The sequence below is a fragment of the Deltaproteobacteria bacterium genome, assembly GCA_005879795.1.
GTDB lineage: Bacteria > Desulfobacterota > Binatia > DP-6 > DP-6 > DP-6.
Genome location: VBKJ01000050.1, coordinates 1 through 16,460, shown reverse-complemented (window position 1 = coordinate 16,460; position 16,460 = coordinate 1). Strand labels below are relative to the sequence as shown.

Here is a 16,460-nt window from a genome sequence, read left to right as displayed (position 1 = left end):
GAGCCCGTCCGCGAAGCGGAGCGCGTAGGCGTCGAAGCCCGTTCCGGTGCCGACCCGGCCCGCCCGCGTGCGGCCGCCGCCCAGGTGCACTGTCACCGACTCGTCGGGGTGGCCGGGCATGATCCAAACCGGCGCGCGCACCGTGCGCTTGCGGTAGGTGAGCTCGACGACGTCTTCGCTTTTCACGGCGAGGCGTTCGGCGGTGGCCGGGCTCACGAGCGCGACGCTATCCCAGGTGAGGTGCGTGATCGGCTTCGGCAGCTCCTGGAGCCAGGCGTTGTTCGCGTGCCGGCCGTCGTAGATGGTCGGGTCGGGGCGGAAGACGAGCTCGAGGCCGTCGCCCGGCGCCGGAGACGCTGGGATGGCCTTCGCCGGCACGACGGCCTCCGGCGCGAGCGCCGTTCGGGGCACGACGCCGTCGTGCAGCCAGCGCCGCCATGCCTGCTCGAAGTCGTCCCCGCGGTGCCCCGCCTGCCAGTGCTGGCGCACGAGGTCGTAGCCCGAGCGGTCGGGCGGCTCGCCGAAGGCCGCGAGCAGCTCGTGCGCCGACTTCCCCCCGTAGAGCGGGGCGATGAGCGGCTGCATGATGGTCGCCGTGCCGTCGAACGCGCGCACGTCGCTCCACGCCTCGAGCGGGTGCGCCTCGGGGACGTGCCAGTGGCAGAGCGCGGCGGTCTCGTCGTGGTAGAGGCCCAGGTGCACGCGCAGCGGCACCTTGGCGAGCGCCGCCGCGAAGGGCACGTCGGCGGGGGCGGTGAAGACGGGGTTGCCGCCCAGGACGAGGAGCAGCTCGACCCGGCCGGCCTCCATGTCCTGCACGAGCGCGCGTAGCGAGGCGAGCTGGTCCTCCGGGCGCGCCTCGACCGGCGGGGTGTGGACGACCGTCCTCCCCACGTTGCCGAGCGTCTGGTTCATCAGGTGCGCGAGCACGTGCACGGCAGGCGGCTGGTGCTCGCCGGGGATGACGGCGCTCCGGCCGCGGTGCCGCGCGAGGTCCTTCGCCAGGGCGTCGGTGAGGGACGGGGACGGCCCTTCGTGCCGGGGCACGGCAATCCCGAGGCGAGCGGCGACGGCGCGCGCCGCGCGCTCCACGTCGCGCGCGGCGAGCGCCACCCGATGGTCGGCCTTCGCGCCCGTGGTGGTGAGCGTGCTCTCGACCACGTAGAGCCGGTTCATCCCGCGCGCGCCGGGCCGGCGGCGGGCGGCGAAGTCGCGCACGTAGCGCAGGTGAGCGGGGCCGCAGCCGAGGAAGTCGGCGTCGAGGGCCAGCATCACGTCGGCTTCCGCGAGGCGGTAGTGGGTGTCGACGTAGTCGCCGAAGGCGAGCCGCGCCGCGGCGCGCGCCGGGTCGCGGTTCACCGGCTCCCACTGGTGCCAGCGCGCTTCGGGGAGATCGCGCAGGATCGCGGCCAGCTGGCTCGCGAGGGTGGGCGAGGTGACGGTCTCGGTCAGGATGCGGAGCCCGGCACCCCGCCGCGCACGCTGCGCCCCGAGGGCCGAGCGGAGCGTCGCCAGGAAGCCACCCCACGGGCGGATGTCGCCCAGGTAGGTGAGGGTCTGCGAGCGGTCGGGGTCGTAGAGCGTCAGCACCGAAGCCTGCGCTGCGGCGTCGGTGGCCCCCAGGCTGGCCGGGTGCTCGGGGTTGCCCTCGACCTTGGTCGGGCGCCCCATGTGGCTCTCGACCAGCACGCCGGTGCCGAAGCCGCCCTGGGCGACGGCGGTGGCGAAGAAGAGCGGCTTGCCCGGCACGAGGTCCTCGGGCGCCTTCACGTAGGGGACGATCTTCTCGGTCGGCTGGCTGGTGCACGCCGTGAGCCCGCCGAGCGCGAGCGAGGCCGCCATCAGCTTCAGGAACTCGCGGCGGCGGAGCGGGTCGAGCCAGGCGGCGGCCTGTGACGGATACTGGCGCGCGAGGAGCGCCTCGAGCGCGGCCGGGCCGGCCAGCTCCTCGAGGCTCCGCCACCACACGCGGCCGGGCTCGCTCATCGATGACACGTGTCGCAGCTCGTCAGGTGCGTCGGGTCCATGATCCCGTACTCCTTGACCAGCGCACGGCCCTTCGCCTCCTGATCCGCCGGCGGCTGCCAGGCCATGTCGAAGACGCGCCCGCGCGGGCGCACGTGACGCTCGGGATGGCGGTGGCAGTCGAGGCACCAGTCCATGTGCAGCGTCGCCACGCGCCAGGTGAGCGGCATGTCGTCCACGCGCCCGTGACAGCTGGCGCAGCCCACGCCCTTGGCGACGTGGATGCTGTGATCGAAGTAGACGAAGTCGGGGAGGTCGTGGACGCGAATCCACTCGAGCGGCCGGCCGCTGCGATAGCTCTCGCGCACCGCCTCGAGCATCGGGCTGTCCTTCCAGATCTCGCGGTGGCAGTTCATGCACGTCTCGGTGGGCGGGATGCCCGCGAACGAGGACTCCTCCACCGAGGTGTGGCAGTAGCGGCAGTCGATGCCGAGCCCGGCCACGTGGTGCTTGTGGCTGAAGGGGATCGGCTGCACGCGCGGCACGCCCACCTCGGTCAGGTAGGGCGAGCGCTGGAGCGAGCCGCCGACCAGCGCGAAGGCGCTGAGAGCGAGCACGGCGGCGACGATCGACACCCGCGAGATCGTGTTCGTGCTCGGGTGGAAGATCTGCGGCATCGGCCCGACGGTCCCGGCAGCGGCCCCCGTCTAGCAGGTTCGGAAAAATCGGGGTAGCGGGCACGCCCTGAAATCGCCTACTGCAGAACATCACCCGGGCTGAGGGGCGCCGCTTGACCCTCCCGCGCGCCCGCCGCTAGCTTCACCGCGCATGGCCGCTCGCCGCTTCCCCGAAGGCTTCGTGTGGGGCACCGCCACGTCCGCCCACCAGGTCGAGGGCGGTAACTGGAACAACGACTGGTGGATGTGGGAGCATGATCCGGCCTCGCCCTGCCAGGAGCCGAGCGGCGACGCCTGCGACCACTGGCACCGCTGGCCCGAGGACGTCCGGCTCCTCGCCGAGCTCGGCTTCAACGCCTACCGCTTCTCGCTCGAGTGGAGCCGCATCGAGCCCGAGGACGGGGAGTTCTCACGCGCCGCGCTCGAGCACTACCGCCGCGTGTGCGCGACCTGCCGCGAGCACGGCGTGGAGCCGATCGTCACCTTCCACCACTTCACGACGCCCCGCTGGCTCGCGGCCCGGGGCGGCTGGGCCAACCCCGAGACGGCCGACCGCTTCGCCCGTTTCTCGGCGCGCGCCGCCGCCCACCTGGGTGACGTGATGGGCCGCGCCTGCACGCTGAACGAGCCCAACATCGTGGCCACGTTCGGCTACCTCTACGGCCTCTTCCCGCCCGGCAAGCGCGACCCCGACCTCCGCCGCCGCGTGAACGAGGTCTTCATCGACGCGCACCGGAAGGCCGTCGCGGCGATCCGCTCCGGCCCGGGCCGGGCGCCCGTCGGGCTCGTGCTCGCCATGTCCGACTGCCAGGCGGCGGCCGGCGGCGAGGCGGAGCGCGACCGCTACCGGCGCGACATGGAGGATGTCTTTCTCGAGGCCGCGCGCGGCGATGACTTCTTCGGCGTGCAGTGCTACTCGCGCGTGCGCTTCGGCCCGGGGGGCATGCTCGGGCCCGAGGAGGGCGTACGCCTCACGCAGATGGGCTACGAGTTCTGGCCCGAGGCGCTGGAGGCGACCATCCGCCGCGCCTGGGAGGTGACGCCCGGCGTCCCCGTCCTGGTCACCGAGAACGGCATCGGGACGGAGGACGATGCCGAGCGCATCGAGTTCGTCGGGCGCGCGCTCGGGGGTGTGCTCGCCTGCCTCGCCGACGGGATCGACGTGCGCGGCTATGTCTACTGGAGCCTGCTCGACAACTTCGAATGGGCCCTAGGCTACCGCCCGACCTTCGGCCTGGTGGCGGTCGACCGCATCACCCAGGCGCGCCGCCCCAAGCCGAGCGCCCGCTGGCTCGGCGCCGTCGCGCGGGCGAACGCGCTCGTGGCTTGATCTCGCCGCCCGTGCGCTCAGCTGCCGCGGCCGGGTGGCGACGTTCGTGTCCGCCCGGTGGCCGCCCTTCTCTTCGACGCCAGACGGTACTGCACACCGATTGAAACGCGCTCTGGCTCGTCAGCTGCAGCGTCTTGTTGGGCAGCGCTCGAGATGCCACGCTCCCAGCTTCCGGACACCCTTCTCCTCCCCATGATCAGTCACGGTCGGGTGCACCGAGCGGGAAGAGTGGGCGGAATGGCCGTGCCTCATTCACCGCCCGAGCGAAGGAGGGCCACGCGAGCAGCCGCCGGCGATAGGCATGGAGGTTCGAGAACGCCTCGCCGATCGGGTGGGCCCAGTCGGCGTAGAACAACGCGGGCGCGGCAGCACAGTCGGCAAGACTGAAGGCGTCGCCGGCCGCCCATTTGCGCCCCGTGATTGTGTCGTCGATCCAGCGGTAGGCCGTATCGAGCATCGCCCGTGCTTCGGCGACACCTTGGCGGTCGCGACTCTCTGCTGCACGGATGCTGTCGACAACGATCTTCTGCATCGGTGTGGCGACGTAGTTGTCGAAAACGCGGTCCATCATCCGCACCTCGAGCGCGGCGCGCGGGTCGTCTGGGATCAGCCGCACCGGCCCCGGATGACGGAGCCCCAAGTGTTCGATGATGATGCTCGACTCCACCACCGTACAGCCGTCGTCCACGAGCACGGGCATGCGCTTGAACGGCCACAGTGCTTCATGCTCGGCCGCCATCTGCTTGTCGTCTGGCGCGAGCATGCAGAACTCGAACGGGGTTCCGTTCTCGTACAGCGCGATCAGCACCTTCTGGCAGTACGAAGCGAAGGGGTGAGCATAAAGCTTCATGGGCATATTCGACTCCTCAACTACTCCCGAACGGTAACAGTCCGCGCGCGCCCCAGAATGAATGGATCGGGCCGCCGTCTCCTTCGTCTGGAAACGAACGAAATCGACGCAAGCTGCCCAACGGCGTGGCGATGAGCGGCCGGCGGCCACGGACGCCCGGACATGAGAGTACGTTTCTCGCCGGTCCGCTCCAGTGCCCTGTTAGGCTGGTCAGACATGGAGAGTCAACCGCAGGACGGCACCAACCGCCATGAGCACGTATCCAAGCTTGTAGATCGCTGAGCTGCGCGCAGACATCATCCTCGGGCCCCAGGACACCCGGATTCCGCGCCGGAACACGGACACCTTCGAAGTGACAAGGCATGTGACGCCGGCGACGAGCATCGTCAGGGAGAGCAAGCCGTTGAGCAGAAGAGTAATGAGCGGCAGGCTGATCACAACGAGCGTGAGCAACGGGTCGAAGTCGATGCCCCAGAGTTCGCGCCTCCCTCGGTCATCGGTTCGGGCGATCCACCACGACATCGGGCGAGCAGCCTAACAGATTGGCCGCTCAGCGGCCGGCGCAGCCGGGCCGCTGAAGCGGCAGGTTAGGCACCCTCTTGAGCACTTGGCCGACAAAGTCAACGAGTGCCAATCCTAGCGAGCGATGTTGGTTCTCGTCGAGATGCACACCGTCCACCGAGCTGGAAGCGGTGACCCGCCCCGCATCGAAGAAATCGCAACCACGCTCGCGCGCGACTTCTTCGTAAGCATCAGCGAGCCCAACGCTCTTCGCCTCTGCCCCCTGGAACTTCGGGGCAATCGTGCCCTTCGGCTTCTGGATGGCAGGCGGCGCCACCACGACGATCTCCGGGGTCGGCATCCCTGGCTCGATGGGCGCTCTGCGGACCGCATCCACGAGTGCCGCGATGCCCTGCGCAGAATGCCACGCGTTGTACGCATGCATGGACTGAAAGTCGTTCGTGCCCAGCATGAGTATCACGAGCGTCAACGGCGAGTTGATCTCGATCCTCTGCTCAAGACCTACCAAGCCGTTGCGACCGGGCTTGTACGGATCCTCGAAGGCCGTTCGTCGGCCGTTCAGACAGTCTTCGACCACGCGCACGGCCAGCCCACGCTGGAGCAGCTCCTCTTCCATGATGCCAGGCCAACGATCTGCGAACGGAAGCCGCTGGCGCGTGTTTGGAATTATCCCCCACGTGAGCGAATCGGCGTAAACGAGGATCTGTTGCATGGGCTCTCCAGTTGAAGCCTAACGTCGTTGTGCATCAGCCGCCGGCGGAGCCGGTCGGGTGCATGCACGGTTTAGCCGGTGGCATGTACGCGTCCGGGGGCTCGCTTGCGCGATGCCCGCCGGACCGCCCTTCGTCTTCGCCACAATCCCTCCACGAACGTCTCAAGACGTGACAACTGCTGAGTGTCGAAAACGCATACCCAAAATGGAAACGATACGTCCCAAGGCTGGTTTTCCCAGGTGGGCGCCAGCTTCTTGTGGAAAGCGGACAGGACCCAGAGGTCGTTCTTCACCGCATTGCGCGCCCCTACAAAGGCGAGGTTCAAGGCTTGGAGCGAGTCGACGCCCATCGCATACTGCACGGCATCGTTCGAGAGACCGCAGACTTGAAAGGGACAGCGACTGTCGCGCCCGGCTCGCGTTGGTATCCCAATGCGGATAATGACCTCGCGTGAAGCCAGACCGCGAAGCTTGAACCGGCGCTCAGCTATCACCGGGAATGTACTCGATTTCCTACGCTTCATAGGCATGCTCGTCGAGAAGTCCCGGCCGGCTAACAGCTCGGCGGCTCAGGAGCCGCCGCGTCGGAACGTAGCACGCCGGTGCTGTGGCGCCCAACGTTGCGAGCGACCGCGGACTGCTGAAGCCACGGGTCAGGCAGAAGGAGCTGTGGCGACGAATCCATGAGCGGTAGCTCGTACTTCTGTAAGCCCAATACTCCGATAGAACGGTGCGCAGGCCGGTGGTCGGAGGCGCCCCATACACCTCGAGCACGCTCCACGGCGGACTGTGGCTGTGCGCACGGTGGTAAGGATCGATGGTGGACAGCTGATGGCCCACGATTTCATCGGCTGCTGCATCGGGGCTCCCCTTGAAGGTGGTGATCCCGTTCTCGAGCGAGTGAGTCCCGGCGACCTCGCGCCACACACGCTCCGCAACCGTTCGATTCGTGGGCGTATCAAGCGCCCAGACGTGGATTCGACGCGAGAGATCAAGGAGCCGCTCACCGAACTCAGGATCGACCACGAGGGCTACCGCGTGCGGTCTCTCACCCATAGCAAACGCTCGCTGACGTTTCCCCTCAATCTGGCTAACGCTCCGGGCTAAGCTGCGGAGCGCGTGCACAACCGTGCATCCGCCGCCGGCCTCCGGCGCGCCGTCAGCTTCAGCCGGTTGTTAGACGGTGTCATCTAAGCGACCTTCCTCCGAAAAGTGCGTGTGCTAACACGACGACGCCGAGCCAGAAGGCAAAGCCGATCCACGTGCTCACGTCCGACAACAATACGAAGCGAGCGGGCCGCTCCGAGGTGTACAGGTCCCAGCGAGGCCGGTGGTAACCGAATGTGACCGCGAAGAGCATGAGCTCTCCCGTGAGGCAGAGGAACATCTCGACGGGGATGAGCAAGGTTTCGAGGATCAGATCGCTCATCGGGACGTCCGCCTAACGTCGGCTGCTCAGCCGCGGCGGGGCCAATGGACCATTCATCTCAACGAGATCCATCAACCCCCGCCGTACGCTTCAGCGGCCCTGTTAGACACGTGCGTCGCGACCAGGTGCCCGACCGAACCCCAGAAGACTCCCATGATCGTAAATGACGGCAGCGGCGTATCCAGGGAGCTGCCGGGGCTGTATCCAGAAGAGCGGCGCATCCAGCAGCAGGGGAACGAGGCTCAAGACGGGCATGAGCGGCGAACGTATCAGCAACGCAGCGATGAGGGTGAACACCCACCAAAGTCCCATAGCGCCCATGCCCCACAACAGGATGCCTTCAATGTGTCGGATCACCGCCACACCGCGTCTAACGGATCAGCCGCTCAGCCGCGGCGGCCAGAGTGGGAATCCACAACGCCGCCGAGAGCCACATGGTCGCCGTCGGCTGCAGTGCCGGTTAGCCGCGACGGAGGTACCCATGTCCCCGGTTGCTCATCGACCTACCACCGAAGCACCAGCGGTAGCGTCGGACGGAAATCATGGGACTCGCCGCCACTGGCGCAGTCCCAGTCCAGCTCAAGGTGATGTTCAGGAGCCTGCGTGATCGCGAGGACCTCGGGATCGCAGAGTACCCTGACGTCTGCGGACAACGCGGATACCCGTGGACCGGATACGGTCACTCGAGTCAGACTACGGTGCTTACCACGATGGGCCTGCGGCGGCTGCAGACGGATCGGTAACGTTGCCGGGATCAGGAAAATGAGCGGCTCATGTGCCGCGTTCGGCGCGGTCACAATTGGAATGTTCTTGCCGGGCGGGAGGAAAGCAGCCGCGTACGGCCATGTGTTGATCGATAACTCGATGTTCCGAGTGCGAAAGGCGATGCCGAATGGCGACGCGCCCGTCTGCCGCCAACGAACCCGCTCCCAAAGCGCGAGGGGACGCACCGCCGGAGACTGTAATTCCTGGTCGTCATGCCGGGATAAGAGTTCGAGGTAGGCGTTGTCAAAGAACGCGCAGGCGTTGGCTGTACCTTGGCCTCCATGAACAGCGCGCAGACCGAACTGCAACCCGAAATCCGCGAGCGCTCGCTCGGCGCCGGTCGCCTCCTCAACGCAGATGAATACGTGATCCAGTTCCAGCGACATCGCGTCCTTCCGTCGAGCGAACGACCCCGCGGCTCAGCCGCCGCCGCACATCTCCCTAGCATGGCTCGCGCCGTAGCGTAAAGCCCAACTTGACCGCGGGCCGCTGGAGCCGCGGGTTAGACCCTTCAAACCGTTCCATTTCCGAACTCGACTGCGTGACGGACTCGATCGAGACGACGGCATGTGTCGGGGTACGAATGTCGCTCCTGGGATTAGGGCTCGGCGATTGGCCCAGACGCGTGACTGCCCATCCAATCGGACCACTCGAGCGTGCTCCGTACCAAGTCGTGATCCGAAGGTTCGCCGGGAACTAGCTCGCTGTCAACGGTCTGAAATTCGCGACTGTGGAAGATGAAATCGATTCGGCGACCGATCGGGATGCCGAGGATTGCTGCCCGATGCGTAGCGAGCTTCTCTCCACTGGAGTGAATCGCCGCATAGCTATCGACCAAACCCCAACGCGAGAGCTCTTCGGGCGCAGCCATACTCGCGATCGTGTTTAGGTCACCAAGGACGATCGTGGCTACCATGGGACGTAGCTCTGCCGATACCTGCGCGAGTTCGCTGCGATGGCGCGCGCCTTGCCACAACATCTGCCAGGGAACTGTGAGTTTATACGCCAGCGTCCACGCTCGAATAGGATCGAGATGGAGATTGGCCACCTGGACCTGCCGGCCATCGAACTCGATGTCGGCGAACGCAAAGCCGTTCAAGCCTCGCTCGGATGGTCGGTAACGTTCGTTCGCGAGCGGCAAACGCGACAGCAAGGCTGGAGCGCCACCATCAGTGGCCTCGGGGAAGAAGCGATAGGGGAATCGCTCCCGGAGCCTCGTCGTGAGAAGGTCAATCTGCCGGTGAGATACTTCTTGGAGCGCCACGATGTCCACGTCTGCGGCAAGGATGACGCCGATCGATCTCTCGAGGTCGGGGTTGCCTATGAAGATGTTATAGGTGGCGACGCGAAGCGGTTCGGCGGCGCGGAGTGGAGTCCATGGAAGAAGGACCGTGAGGCCGATGAGGGCGCCGCCGCAAATGCGACGATGCCCCTTCAATCGCGTGACCGACAGTTTCATGCGCCTAACGTCGCGGCGTTGAGCGGCGCGCCGCAGGCGCGTCCGATCCAACGCCCATGCTAGGCGGCTGGCTCCAGCGTTGGTAGCTGTCCGACACGCCATAGGCCAAGACTCTTGTCACCAAAAGCCCCCCGGCTCTCAGTGCACCCTTCGTTCATCAGCCGCAGCGGTGGCGGGAAGTTGAACGGTGGCCTCTCCAGATTCAGCAGGCGCCAGTCTCCGGTCACGACGTCCTCGTTCTGATCGCAGCTGGGGAAAGTCGTCGTGAGCAAATAGTCGATGCCCCCCCGTTTGATGTTCGCAAGCGCGCGGGCAACGTCCGCGAAGGACAAATGTACGAGGCAGTCGCGGCACAGCAGCACGTCCGCAGGCGGTAGAGCATCCACGGTGAGGTCCAAGACGAGAAAGCTGCGCCGGTCATCGGCGTAGCGAACCTGATGTTCCGCGATCAGAGCCGGCAACAGATCAGCCCCAACGTACTGGGCTACCGGGAGAGTCACCTCGCGCATCCAGCTGAAATCCCCGCAGGGTAGGTCCAGCAGAGTGTGCGTCTCGAACTCTCGCAAAAGCCTCGGTAGAACAGCCCGGAGCTGGGCGGTCTGGTCGTGACTTGCTCCTTCGCCAGAGACGGACTCCTTTCCGGCCCAATGTCGGTTCCGATAGATGTAGTCAAACGCTTCGCGAGGCGAGTAGCTCATGCCTTGGCGCGCAAGCCGCTCGAAGTAGTAGGGATCGAAGGGTACCTGGTCCCTACGAGTAGTCATCGAGGTGGCATCTCCCCGCGACGATTCCCCGCCGCCTAACGCCCAGCTTCAGGCGCCGTGCGATGTGGCACTGCTGTGGCAGCCGAAGATACCGCGCTCGCCTGCAAGCTGATGTTAGACACGGACATGATCACTTGATGCCAGCCTCCGGCTGATCCACGTCCGCAGAGCGATGTATTTGCGCGGCGCCTGCTTCCAGCATGTACGTTTCATGACAGCACCCACTCCCAAACGGGTAGAATATCGTCAGGTGGTCGTCCTTGAGCTCAAAGTGACGAACGATCGGGCCGGGCGACAACCGGAGCCACTGAGTGGGCAAGAACAGATCGCCGGGGCAGAACCACCCGACCTGCCATTGCCCTGACCACGTGTCGTTGTCACCGACGTCCGGGTTCAGCTCCCGGAGCCGATCGAGTTGCTTTCCGGCGTACCGAATGTGGAAATGGCCGTCAGGCAACAGATCCATGGTCTCTGGATGAGGACGCCAACGATCCGACAGTTCGGCATCGAACCCCGGCGGCCTTCCAACAAAACGCCACCGCCCGATGAGATCCGGGCGTTCCTTCTTCGCAAGACAGGGTATCGACATTGCGTTGCAGCCACTGTTGATCAGCGCGAAGGCAAGCAGCGTAAGCCAGCGAGACATGGGGACCAGCCTAACGATGATGCGGATCAGCCGCGCGCCCGACGGCGCGCGCGACGAACACGAGCGGTCTCGCGCGGCGGCTGCATCCGCTTGTTAGCGAGCGGCCGGCGGCCCTCTAGCCACTTCTTGAACGACGCCTGGCTTTCGGCTGAGGGTCTTCCCGCGAGAAGACCCTCGACACTGAGGTCCTCATCGACGGCGGGCCAATGGATTCCCTCGCCATTGCCGATGAGTCGCCAGCGTCTGCGCTCGCGCGCCGTGGCGTGAAGCAGCCGGGGGTACCAGGCGAGAGGGGCCGTAACCGTTCGCCCGTCATTGAGATCTACAACTAGGGCGTCGTTGACGATCCGGGCCCGGAGCGCTGAAGGTGCGGGTGCCTCAGCTCTTGAAGTACGCATGCCATGCCCTCACGAGACGTTCTCGATTCTGAACCACCAGCCGCTGCAGGTGAGATAGCTCATGGCGGGTGAATCCGCGACTGCCCTGCAGGCGGACAGGAACAAGCCAGAACTTGGCAGTCCCATCACCCGCCTCGATATGCACATGGACCGGCTCTGCCCGATCACTCGCGTAGAAGAAGAACCGATATGGGCCCGATTCGAAGGATCGTCGGCATCGGTCGTCATTGCCGCTCGCTAACGACCTGGCGGTTCAGCGGCGGCGCGTAGCGCCGCCGGCTGCAATCGCGAGTTAGCCATCAGTCACTGGACCGCACGATCGTGCCGCCGCCTTGGGCCACGACGTAGGTGTTCGCACCGGGCCCGTTCAGAATCCACCCCTCGTAACCACATGAATCGTTGAACACCTCCAAGATCGCGCCTCCGACGAAACCCACCGATAGGTCGCCCGTGGGATCGTCAATCGACGCTTCCGTCACCGACGAACCGATAGGCAGCCTCTCCGACGCGTCGACCGGTCGCGCGAGCCCAAACCGGTGGCCGTGGTCCCGCCACCCTAGACGGATCCTGTTCTCCACCACGAGGCGCCAGGGTGCGCTCGCTTGCAGGCAGATCTTACCCGAGAACTGGAAGACCCATTCTTCGGTCTCACCATCGAGCCGAGCGCTTTCCAGTATCTTGCCCTTGAGTTCGGGCAGCGAGACGGCCTGCATGGCTAACGGCGTGGCGATGAGCCGCCGGCGCACTGGCGGTCGCGATGAGGGGCGAGGATTGAGCCGGCCGGCTCCATCGCCGGGTTAGGCAGCTTGAACGTCGACCACTTCGCTGGTTGACGAAGGAGGAGGAACAGGCTGCCCTTCCTGCCTGAGGCCCTCGATGTGGAACTCGATAGCCTCACGGATGAGCCTCAACGCTTCATCCCGTGTCTCTCCGGCTGCGACACAGCCGGGAAGATCAGGGACATAGGCTCCGAACGACGTGGCGCGCGAGCCCAAACCGGTGGCCGTGGTCCCGCCACCCTAGACGGATCCTGTTCTCCACCACGAGGCGCCAGGGTGCGCTCGCTTGCAGGCAGATCTTACCCGAGAACTGGAAGACCCATTCTTCGGTCTCACCATCGAGCCGAGCGCTTTCCAGTATCTTGCCCTTGAGTTCGGGCAGCGAGACGGCCTGCATGGCTAACGAGCTGGCGTTGAGCGGCCGGCGGGCACCGGCGCCCGCATGAAGTAGCTCGGCTGTCCGCCGGTCCGCTCCAACACCTTGTTAGACGGGCCGTTCAGCCACCGGACTAGGAAGCGTTTTGGTTCCCTCATGCGCACCACTCACTCGAGCGGTGGCCGACGCCCAACGTCCGGGGCCTCGGCCTCCAGTCGCGCGGCGATCGACAAGAGTGCATCGTCGGCCCTACGCCGGCCGACGAGCTGCACCGCGAGCGGCAGCCCGCCCGCAGTGAAGCCCCACGGCAGAGATACCGCGGGCGTACCCGCGAGATTCCATAGGCAGGTGTAGCGAAACGGGTAGAGGGGGTTTCTACCGCTCCCTCGCGCGACATCGCTGCTCCTTCGCTGATCACCCGTCAGCAAAGTGGCCGCGGAAGGCGCGGCCGGACACAGGAGTACGTCGATCTCATCAAACAGACAGTCGATTTGGTACCGAAACGCGCGAGCCCTGATCGAAGCGTCTACATATCGGAGCGGATCGAACCCCGAGGCCAAAGCGAGCGTTTCCCGCAAAGTTGGGGTGTAGTCGTCGCTACGTTCCGGGTAAAACCGAACGTGCGCGGACCGTAACTCCAGCAAAAACACGCTTGTGAACGTGTTCAGGGTGCTATCCAGGCTCGGTACCTCGATCGGCTTCACTTCCGCGCCGAGTGCAAGCATAGCGTCGAGTGCGGTTCGTGTCACAGTTATCACGTCCGCCTCGGCATCCGTCGTGACGTACGACTCATCCCAGCCGATCCGTACGCCTGCGAAGTTCTCGCGTGGTGCCGGCTCAGAACGGATGGACCCGTTCGGGAGAGCGGAGCGATCGCGTGAGTCGGGACCTGCGATGCAGTGCAGCATGAGAGCGGCATCAGCCACGCTGCGCGTGATCGGGCCGACGTGGTCGAGCGAGGCGGCGAGCGGGAATACCCCGTCGCGCGACACCATGCCCCAGGTCGGTTTGAAGCCAATGACACCGCACCACGCCGCGGGCAAACGGATGGAGGCGACTGTGTCCGTCCCAAGTGTCGCCGTAGCCAGGCCGGCGGCCACGGCGATCGCGGACCCGCTCGATGATCCTCCAGGCGATCGAGCGAGATCCCATGGGTTCCGGGCTGGCGGTGTGTCCGCATGGTGTTCCAAAAAAGCAAACTCGGTCATGTGCAGCTTTCCGAGAAGCACCGCGCCCGCCGATTCGAGTCGCTCCACAGCCGTAGCGCTTCGCGCGGGCACATTCCCATGGAGGATCCGCGGAGAGCCACACGTCGTCTCAATACCTTGCGTGTCGAAAAGGTCCTTTACGGCGACTGGCACGCCATGCAATGGACCGAGCTCTCGTCCGTCCATGACCGCTTGCTCTGCCCGACGCGCCGCCTCCGCCGCCCTGTCCGCAGCAACGTACAGATAGCTGTGAACTTGGGGATCACGCTGTTCGATGCGTCGCAAGAAACCGTCGACTAACTCGCGTGGGGACAGCTCCTTCACCGCGATGCGCCGGCGCAAGGACGTCGCCGACTCGTAGGCGAGCTGGCTTCCACTTAGCATCGCGCACTCTTTCCTTGGCCGTCTGACGACCTGCCGATTAGCGGCCCGCGCCCGACGCGACGGCCGCCCGAAGACGGACGCCACAGTCGCAGACGGTAGGATGGTCGGTCAAGCCCGTTCCGCTCGGGGCCGCTGCATCGGCTTAGACGGCCCTGCGGCTGCCCGAAACACCCACACCCTGTTCCCAGGGCAAGATCTTGAGCGATGGCCACCGCTCAACCCAACGTGCCACCTTCGCAGCATAGATATCCGGCGTGATTTTGACCCGGTTCGGCCGTACGACGAGGGCGAACAGATCAGCAGTATCGAACGGCGCGTAAACCTTAAGGATTCCGTCGACGGACCGAACACCCACCGCCGTAGCGGTCGTCGGCCAGGTGGCGATCGCGTCTTCGGAAGAAGCGTAGGCACGAATCGGATAGCCAAAGCGGCCCTCGTGCCAGAGATGGACGCGCGCCTGGTTCTTCACGTCGGGCCGAACGGGCAAATCCTCGAGCAGCTTACCGACGCGAGCGGCTACCTCGACCTCCCGTTCCGGAGCGAGATCAGCATCGAAGTAGGCCAGATCGTAATCAGCGATGTCGGCTGTTGCCGCTTTACCGTGCGCGATGTTCCAGATCGTCTGGCCGATGCACCCCGCCCCGAGATACCAGCCCGGCAACTCGAGTGCAGGAAGACGGCGAAGGCACTCCCACAACACTTCGTTGTGCCGCAGACCTTCAGTCAGCCGTTCGCCACCAGCCTGGATCGTTCGAACTCCTCTCTGGCCGTCCACGCGGTCGACCTTGGGCCGTCTAACGACTGGGGCGATCAGCTGCGGCGCGCAGCGGCGCCAGCTGCATTGCCATGTTAGGCCGGTCCCGTCCAGTGCCTCCGAAGAACAAGGAAGGTGATGAAGTGCGTCACCAGGAGCGCCGGAACCCAGAACGCCGGGATCCAGTACGCTGGCCCCATGTACACCGATGCGCCATAGACCGTAGCGAGGACGATCGCCACGAGCAGGTCTACTGTGCCCTCGACGTTGAAGAGCCACACGAGGAATCGGGCACCTCGTGCCTGTCTCGCCACGGCTGGAATCGCAGCGATTGCTAACACAGCGGCCAGCAGATCGCCGAAGGCTGCCGGATAGGCAAACGGCGTTGGAATGTTGGGGTAGGTGGCTCCGGGGGCCAGGAACATGAGGCCGAGGTGTCGGAAGGAATGCAGCAGGAGGATCGGCAGCAAGATGGTCCGCGGTTTCAGCTCCTGGAGTCTCGGGAGAACGTAAATCCTGGCGGCGATCCAGAACACGAGCGTGCTGAACAGGAGATTGACCGTGAGGATGTTCATGGAAAGGGTCCGCGGTTCGCGCGTTTGTGTGCAAAGCGGCCTAACGAGAAGGCCGTTGAGCGGCCGGCGCACTCGCGGGGCCGCGCCTCACGCCGCGGCCGATCAGCGCCGGTCCGCTCCAATGGCGTGTTAGGCAGACCGGCAGACCATCATTTGACGGCCTGCTCGGCAAGATCGAGGGCCTCGCGAACCGAGACGGTGAACGCTCCCCCCTGCGCTCGCCGCCATTCCTCGTACCCTGGCTTAAAGTCCGGCAGCGTCACGGAGTCTGCCACCAACCGTGTGACGCTTCGCTGGAGTGCGGCTGGACTAAACGGCAAATGAGGAAGGGTGTCCACATAGCCCTCGGCAGCATGAGAGTTACGGATCCGAACGCCGCGCACGCTGATATGGATAACTTCTCCGATCCTCGGCAGCGTTTCGACTCTCACGATGATCAGCGTCGGTTCCGGGTCACTGGATCTGCCAACGAAGCTCCACTCTTGCCCGAAGCGAAAAACCCGCTCAGTACCCTCGGCACCTGCTCCGGAACGGGTCAGCCAGAAGAAAAACGCTGTCGCGCCCACGAGCAGAATGAGTATCGCTGGTACTCTGGTCATGCGGTCACCGCTGCCTAACGACTGAGCGCTGAGCTGCGCGCCCACTGTTCGTCGCACTGAATCGCAGGTTTCGTGCGCGGCAGCTCCAGCGCCATGTTAGACCGCAGATCGCTCCTGCACATCTTGGGAGTCGAGTTCCAAGCCGCAGAACGGACAGAAGCGGACCTTGCTTCTCGAGAACGGTACGCCGCTGCCAGCCGTCAACGTCTGGCCCAATCGGTTACGGCAGCGTGGGCAGCGTACCGCGAGTAGGGTGTAGATGACGGCA

19 protein-coding genes and 1 pseudogene are annotated in these 16,460 nt (G+C 65.5%); 2 read left to right on the top strand and 18 right to left on the bottom strand.

Features of this window, described 5'->3' with window-relative positions; genetic code table 11:
• Together E6J59_02670 and E6J59_02665 are read right to left on the bottom strand one after the other, a co-directional pair.
• Window positions 1-1,986: molybdopterin oxidoreductase (locus tag E6J59_02670; protein ID TMB23098.1), on the bottom strand; the 1,986-nt coding region annotated here is incomplete at its 3' end.
• Entirely contained in the window at window positions 1,983-2,642 is a 660-nt protein-coding gene (locus tag E6J59_02665) for a cytochrome C (GenBank protein TMB23097.1), read from the bottom strand. The genes E6J59_02665 and E6J59_02670, both read right to left, overlap by 4 nt.
• 151 nt (window positions 2,643-2,793) lie before the next feature.
• Between E6J59_02665 and E6J59_02660 the strand changes: the two genes are divergently transcribed.
• The gene (locus E6J59_02660) at window positions 2,794-3,972 is read left to right on the top strand and encodes a glycosyl hydrolase family protein (GenBank protein TMB23096.1); all 1,179 of its coding nucleotides are present in this window, start codon (window positions 2,794-2,796) and stop codon (window positions 3,970-3,972) included.
• 196 nt (window positions 3,973-4,168) lie between these two features.
• Here the strand turns inward: E6J59_02660 and E6J59_02655 are convergent, their stop codons facing one another.
• From E6J59_02655 to E6J59_02645, 3 genes are all read right to left on the bottom strand, one after another.
• Window positions 4,169-4,828 carry a glutathione S-transferase family protein gene (locus tag E6J59_02655; protein TMB23095.1) on the bottom strand — a complete coding sequence of 220 codons (660 nt, stop codon included), beginning with the start codon at window positions 4,826-4,828 and terminating at the stop codon, window positions 4,169-4,171.
• A gap of 204 nt (window positions 4,829-5,032) precedes the next feature.
• A complete protein-coding gene (locus tag E6J59_02650; GenBank protein TMB23094.1) occupies window positions 5,033-5,344 on the bottom strand; it encodes a hypothetical protein in 312 nt (103 codons plus the stop codon).
• A gap of 28 nt (window positions 5,345-5,372) precedes the next feature.
• On the bottom strand, window positions 5,373-6,056 hold the full coding sequence (locus tag E6J59_02645) for a GDSL family lipase (GenBank protein TMB23093.1): 684 nt from the start codon (window positions 6,054-6,056) through the stop codon (window positions 5,373-5,375).
• Between the two features lie 831 nt (window positions 6,057-6,887).
• On the opposite strand from E6J59_02645, the gene E6J59_02640 reads away from it, so the two are divergent.
• On the top strand, window positions 6,888-7,163 hold the full coding sequence (locus E6J59_02640) for a hypothetical protein (protein ID TMB23092.1): 276 nt from the start codon (window positions 6,888-6,890) through the stop codon (window positions 7,161-7,163).
• Between the two features lie 79 nt (window positions 7,164-7,242).
• Here the strand turns inward: E6J59_02640 and E6J59_02635 are convergent, their stop codons facing one another.
• The 13 genes and pseudogenes from E6J59_02635 to E6J59_02575 all read right to left on the bottom strand — a co-directional run bounded on the left by E6J59_02635 (window position 7,243) and on the right by E6J59_02575 (window position 16,237).
• The gene (locus E6J59_02635) at window positions 7,243-7,485 is read right to left on the bottom strand and encodes a hypothetical protein (protein ID TMB23091.1); all 243 of its coding nucleotides are present in this window, start codon (window positions 7,483-7,485) and stop codon (window positions 7,243-7,245) included.
• 503 nt (window positions 7,486-7,988) lie between these two features.
• Window positions 7,989-8,636, bottom strand: a complete 648-nt coding sequence (locus E6J59_02630) for a VOC family protein (GenBank protein ID TMB23090.1) — start codon at window positions 8,634-8,636, stop codon at window positions 7,989-7,991.
• A gap of 212 nt (window positions 8,637-8,848) precedes the next feature.
• Window positions 8,849-9,811 carry a hypothetical protein gene (locus tag E6J59_02625; GenBank protein TMB23089.1) on the bottom strand — a complete coding sequence of 321 codons (963 nt, stop codon included), beginning with the start codon at window positions 9,809-9,811 and terminating at the stop codon, window positions 8,849-8,851.
• On the bottom strand, window positions 9,769-10,218 hold the full coding sequence (locus E6J59_02620; protein TMB23088.1) for a class I SAM-dependent methyltransferase: 450 nt from the start codon (window positions 10,216-10,218) through the stop codon (window positions 9,769-9,771). The genes E6J59_02625 and E6J59_02620 overlap by 43 nt, the downstream gene beginning before the upstream one ends.
• Before the next feature lie 385 nt (window positions 10,219-10,603).
• The gene (locus E6J59_02615; protein TMB23087.1) at window positions 10,604-11,119 is read right to left on the bottom strand and encodes a hypothetical protein; all 516 of its coding nucleotides are present in this window, start codon (window positions 11,117-11,119) and stop codon (window positions 10,604-10,606) included.
• A 26-nt stretch (window positions 11,120-11,145) separates the two neighbouring features.
• Window positions 11,146-11,517 (bottom strand): DUF2442 domain-containing protein, encoded by a 372-nt coding sequence (locus tag E6J59_02610; protein ID TMB23086.1) that lies wholly within the window; start codon window positions 11,515-11,517, stop codon window positions 11,146-11,148.
• Window positions 11,498-11,735 (bottom strand): annotated as a pseudogene (locus tag E6J59_02605) (DUF4160 domain-containing protein). Before E6J59_02605 ends, E6J59_02610 begins: the two are co-directional and overlap by 20 nt.
• 81 nt (window positions 11,736-11,816) lie before the next feature.
• On the bottom strand, window positions 11,817-12,263 hold the full coding sequence (locus tag E6J59_02600) for a hypothetical protein (GenBank protein ID TMB23085.1): 447 nt from the start codon (window positions 12,261-12,263) through the stop codon (window positions 11,817-11,819).
• 51 nt (window positions 12,264-12,314) lie between these two features.
• Window positions 12,315-12,512 (bottom strand): type II toxin-antitoxin system HicB family antitoxin, encoded by a 198-nt coding sequence (locus E6J59_02595; GenBank protein ID TMB23084.1) that lies wholly within the window; start codon window positions 12,510-12,512, stop codon window positions 12,315-12,317.
• A gap of 327 nt (window positions 12,513-12,839) precedes the next feature.
• Entirely contained in the window at window positions 12,840-14,264 is a 1,425-nt protein-coding gene (locus E6J59_02590; GenBank protein TMB23083.1) for an amidase, read from the bottom strand.
• A gap of 142 nt (window positions 14,265-14,406) precedes the next feature.
• Window positions 14,407-15,012: a nucleotidyltransferase family protein gene (locus E6J59_02585; protein TMB23099.1), complete on the bottom strand. Its 606-nt coding sequence runs from the start codon at window positions 15,010-15,012 to the stop codon at window positions 14,407-14,409.
• Window positions 15,013-15,113: 101 nt separating this feature from the next.
• Entirely contained in the window at window positions 15,114-15,593 is a 480-nt protein-coding gene (locus tag E6J59_02580; protein ID TMB23082.1) for a hypothetical protein, read from the bottom strand.
• A 149-nt stretch (window positions 15,594-15,742) separates the two neighbouring features.
• A complete protein-coding gene (locus E6J59_02575) occupies window positions 15,743-16,237 on the bottom strand; it encodes a hypothetical protein (protein TMB23081.1) in 495 nt (164 codons plus the stop codon).
• Window positions 16,238-16,460 lie beyond the last annotated feature (223 nt).

What these genes read in the sequence shown, in the direction of transcription:
- E6J59_02665 (TMB23097.1), bottom strand. Translation starts at nt 2,642, where the DNA reads ATGCCGCAGATCTTCCACCCGAGCACGAACACGATCTCGCGGGTGTCG.
- E6J59_02660 (TMB23096.1), top strand. Translation starts at nt 2,794, where the DNA reads ATGGCCGCTCGCCGCTTCCCCGAAGGCTTCGTGTGGGGCACCGCCACG.
- E6J59_02655 (TMB23095.1), bottom strand. Translation starts at nt 4,828, where the DNA reads ATGCCCATGAAGCTTTATGCTCACCCCTTCGCTTCGTACTGCCAGAAG.
- E6J59_02650 (TMB23094.1), bottom strand. Translation starts at nt 5,344, where the DNA reads ATGTCGTGGTGGATCGCCCGAACCGATGACCGAGGGAGGCGCGAACTC.
- E6J59_02645 (TMB23093.1), bottom strand. Translation starts at nt 6,056, where the DNA reads ATGCAACAGATCCTCGTTTACGCCGATTCGCTCACGTGGGGGATAATT.
- E6J59_02640 (TMB23092.1), top strand. Translation starts at nt 6,888, where the DNA reads ATGGCCCACGATTTCATCGGCTGCTGCATCGGGGCTCCCCTTGAAGGT.
- E6J59_02635 (TMB23091.1), bottom strand. Translation starts at nt 7,485, where the DNA reads ATGAGCGATCTGATCCTCGAAACCTTGCTCATCCCCGTCGAGATGTTC.
- E6J59_02630 (TMB23090.1), bottom strand. Translation starts at nt 8,636, where the DNA reads ATGTCGCTGGAACTGGATCACGTATTCATCTGCGTTGAGGAGGCGACC.
- E6J59_02625 (TMB23089.1), bottom strand. Translation starts at nt 9,811, where the DNA reads ATGGCGTGTCGGACAGCTACCAACGCTGGAGCCAGCCGCCTAGCATGG.
- E6J59_02620 (TMB23088.1), bottom strand. Translation starts at nt 10,218, where the DNA reads ATGCGCGAGGTGACTCTCCCGGTAGCCCAGTACGTTGGGGCTGATCTG.
- E6J59_02615 (TMB23087.1), bottom strand. Translation starts at nt 11,119, where the DNA reads ATGTCTCGCTGGCTTACGCTGCTTGCCTTCGCGCTGATCAACAGTGGC.
- E6J59_02610 (TMB23086.1), bottom strand. Translation starts at nt 11,517, where the DNA reads ATGCGTACTTCAAGAGCTGAGGCACCCGCACCTTCAGCGCTCCGGGCC.
- E6J59_02590 (TMB23083.1), bottom strand. Translation starts at nt 14,264, where the DNA reads ATGCTAAGTGGAAGCCAGCTCGCCTACGAGTCGGCGACGTCCTTGCGC.
- E6J59_02580 (TMB23082.1), bottom strand. Translation starts at nt 15,593, where the DNA reads ATGAACATCCTCACGGTCAATCTCCTGTTCAGCACGCTCGTGTTCTGG.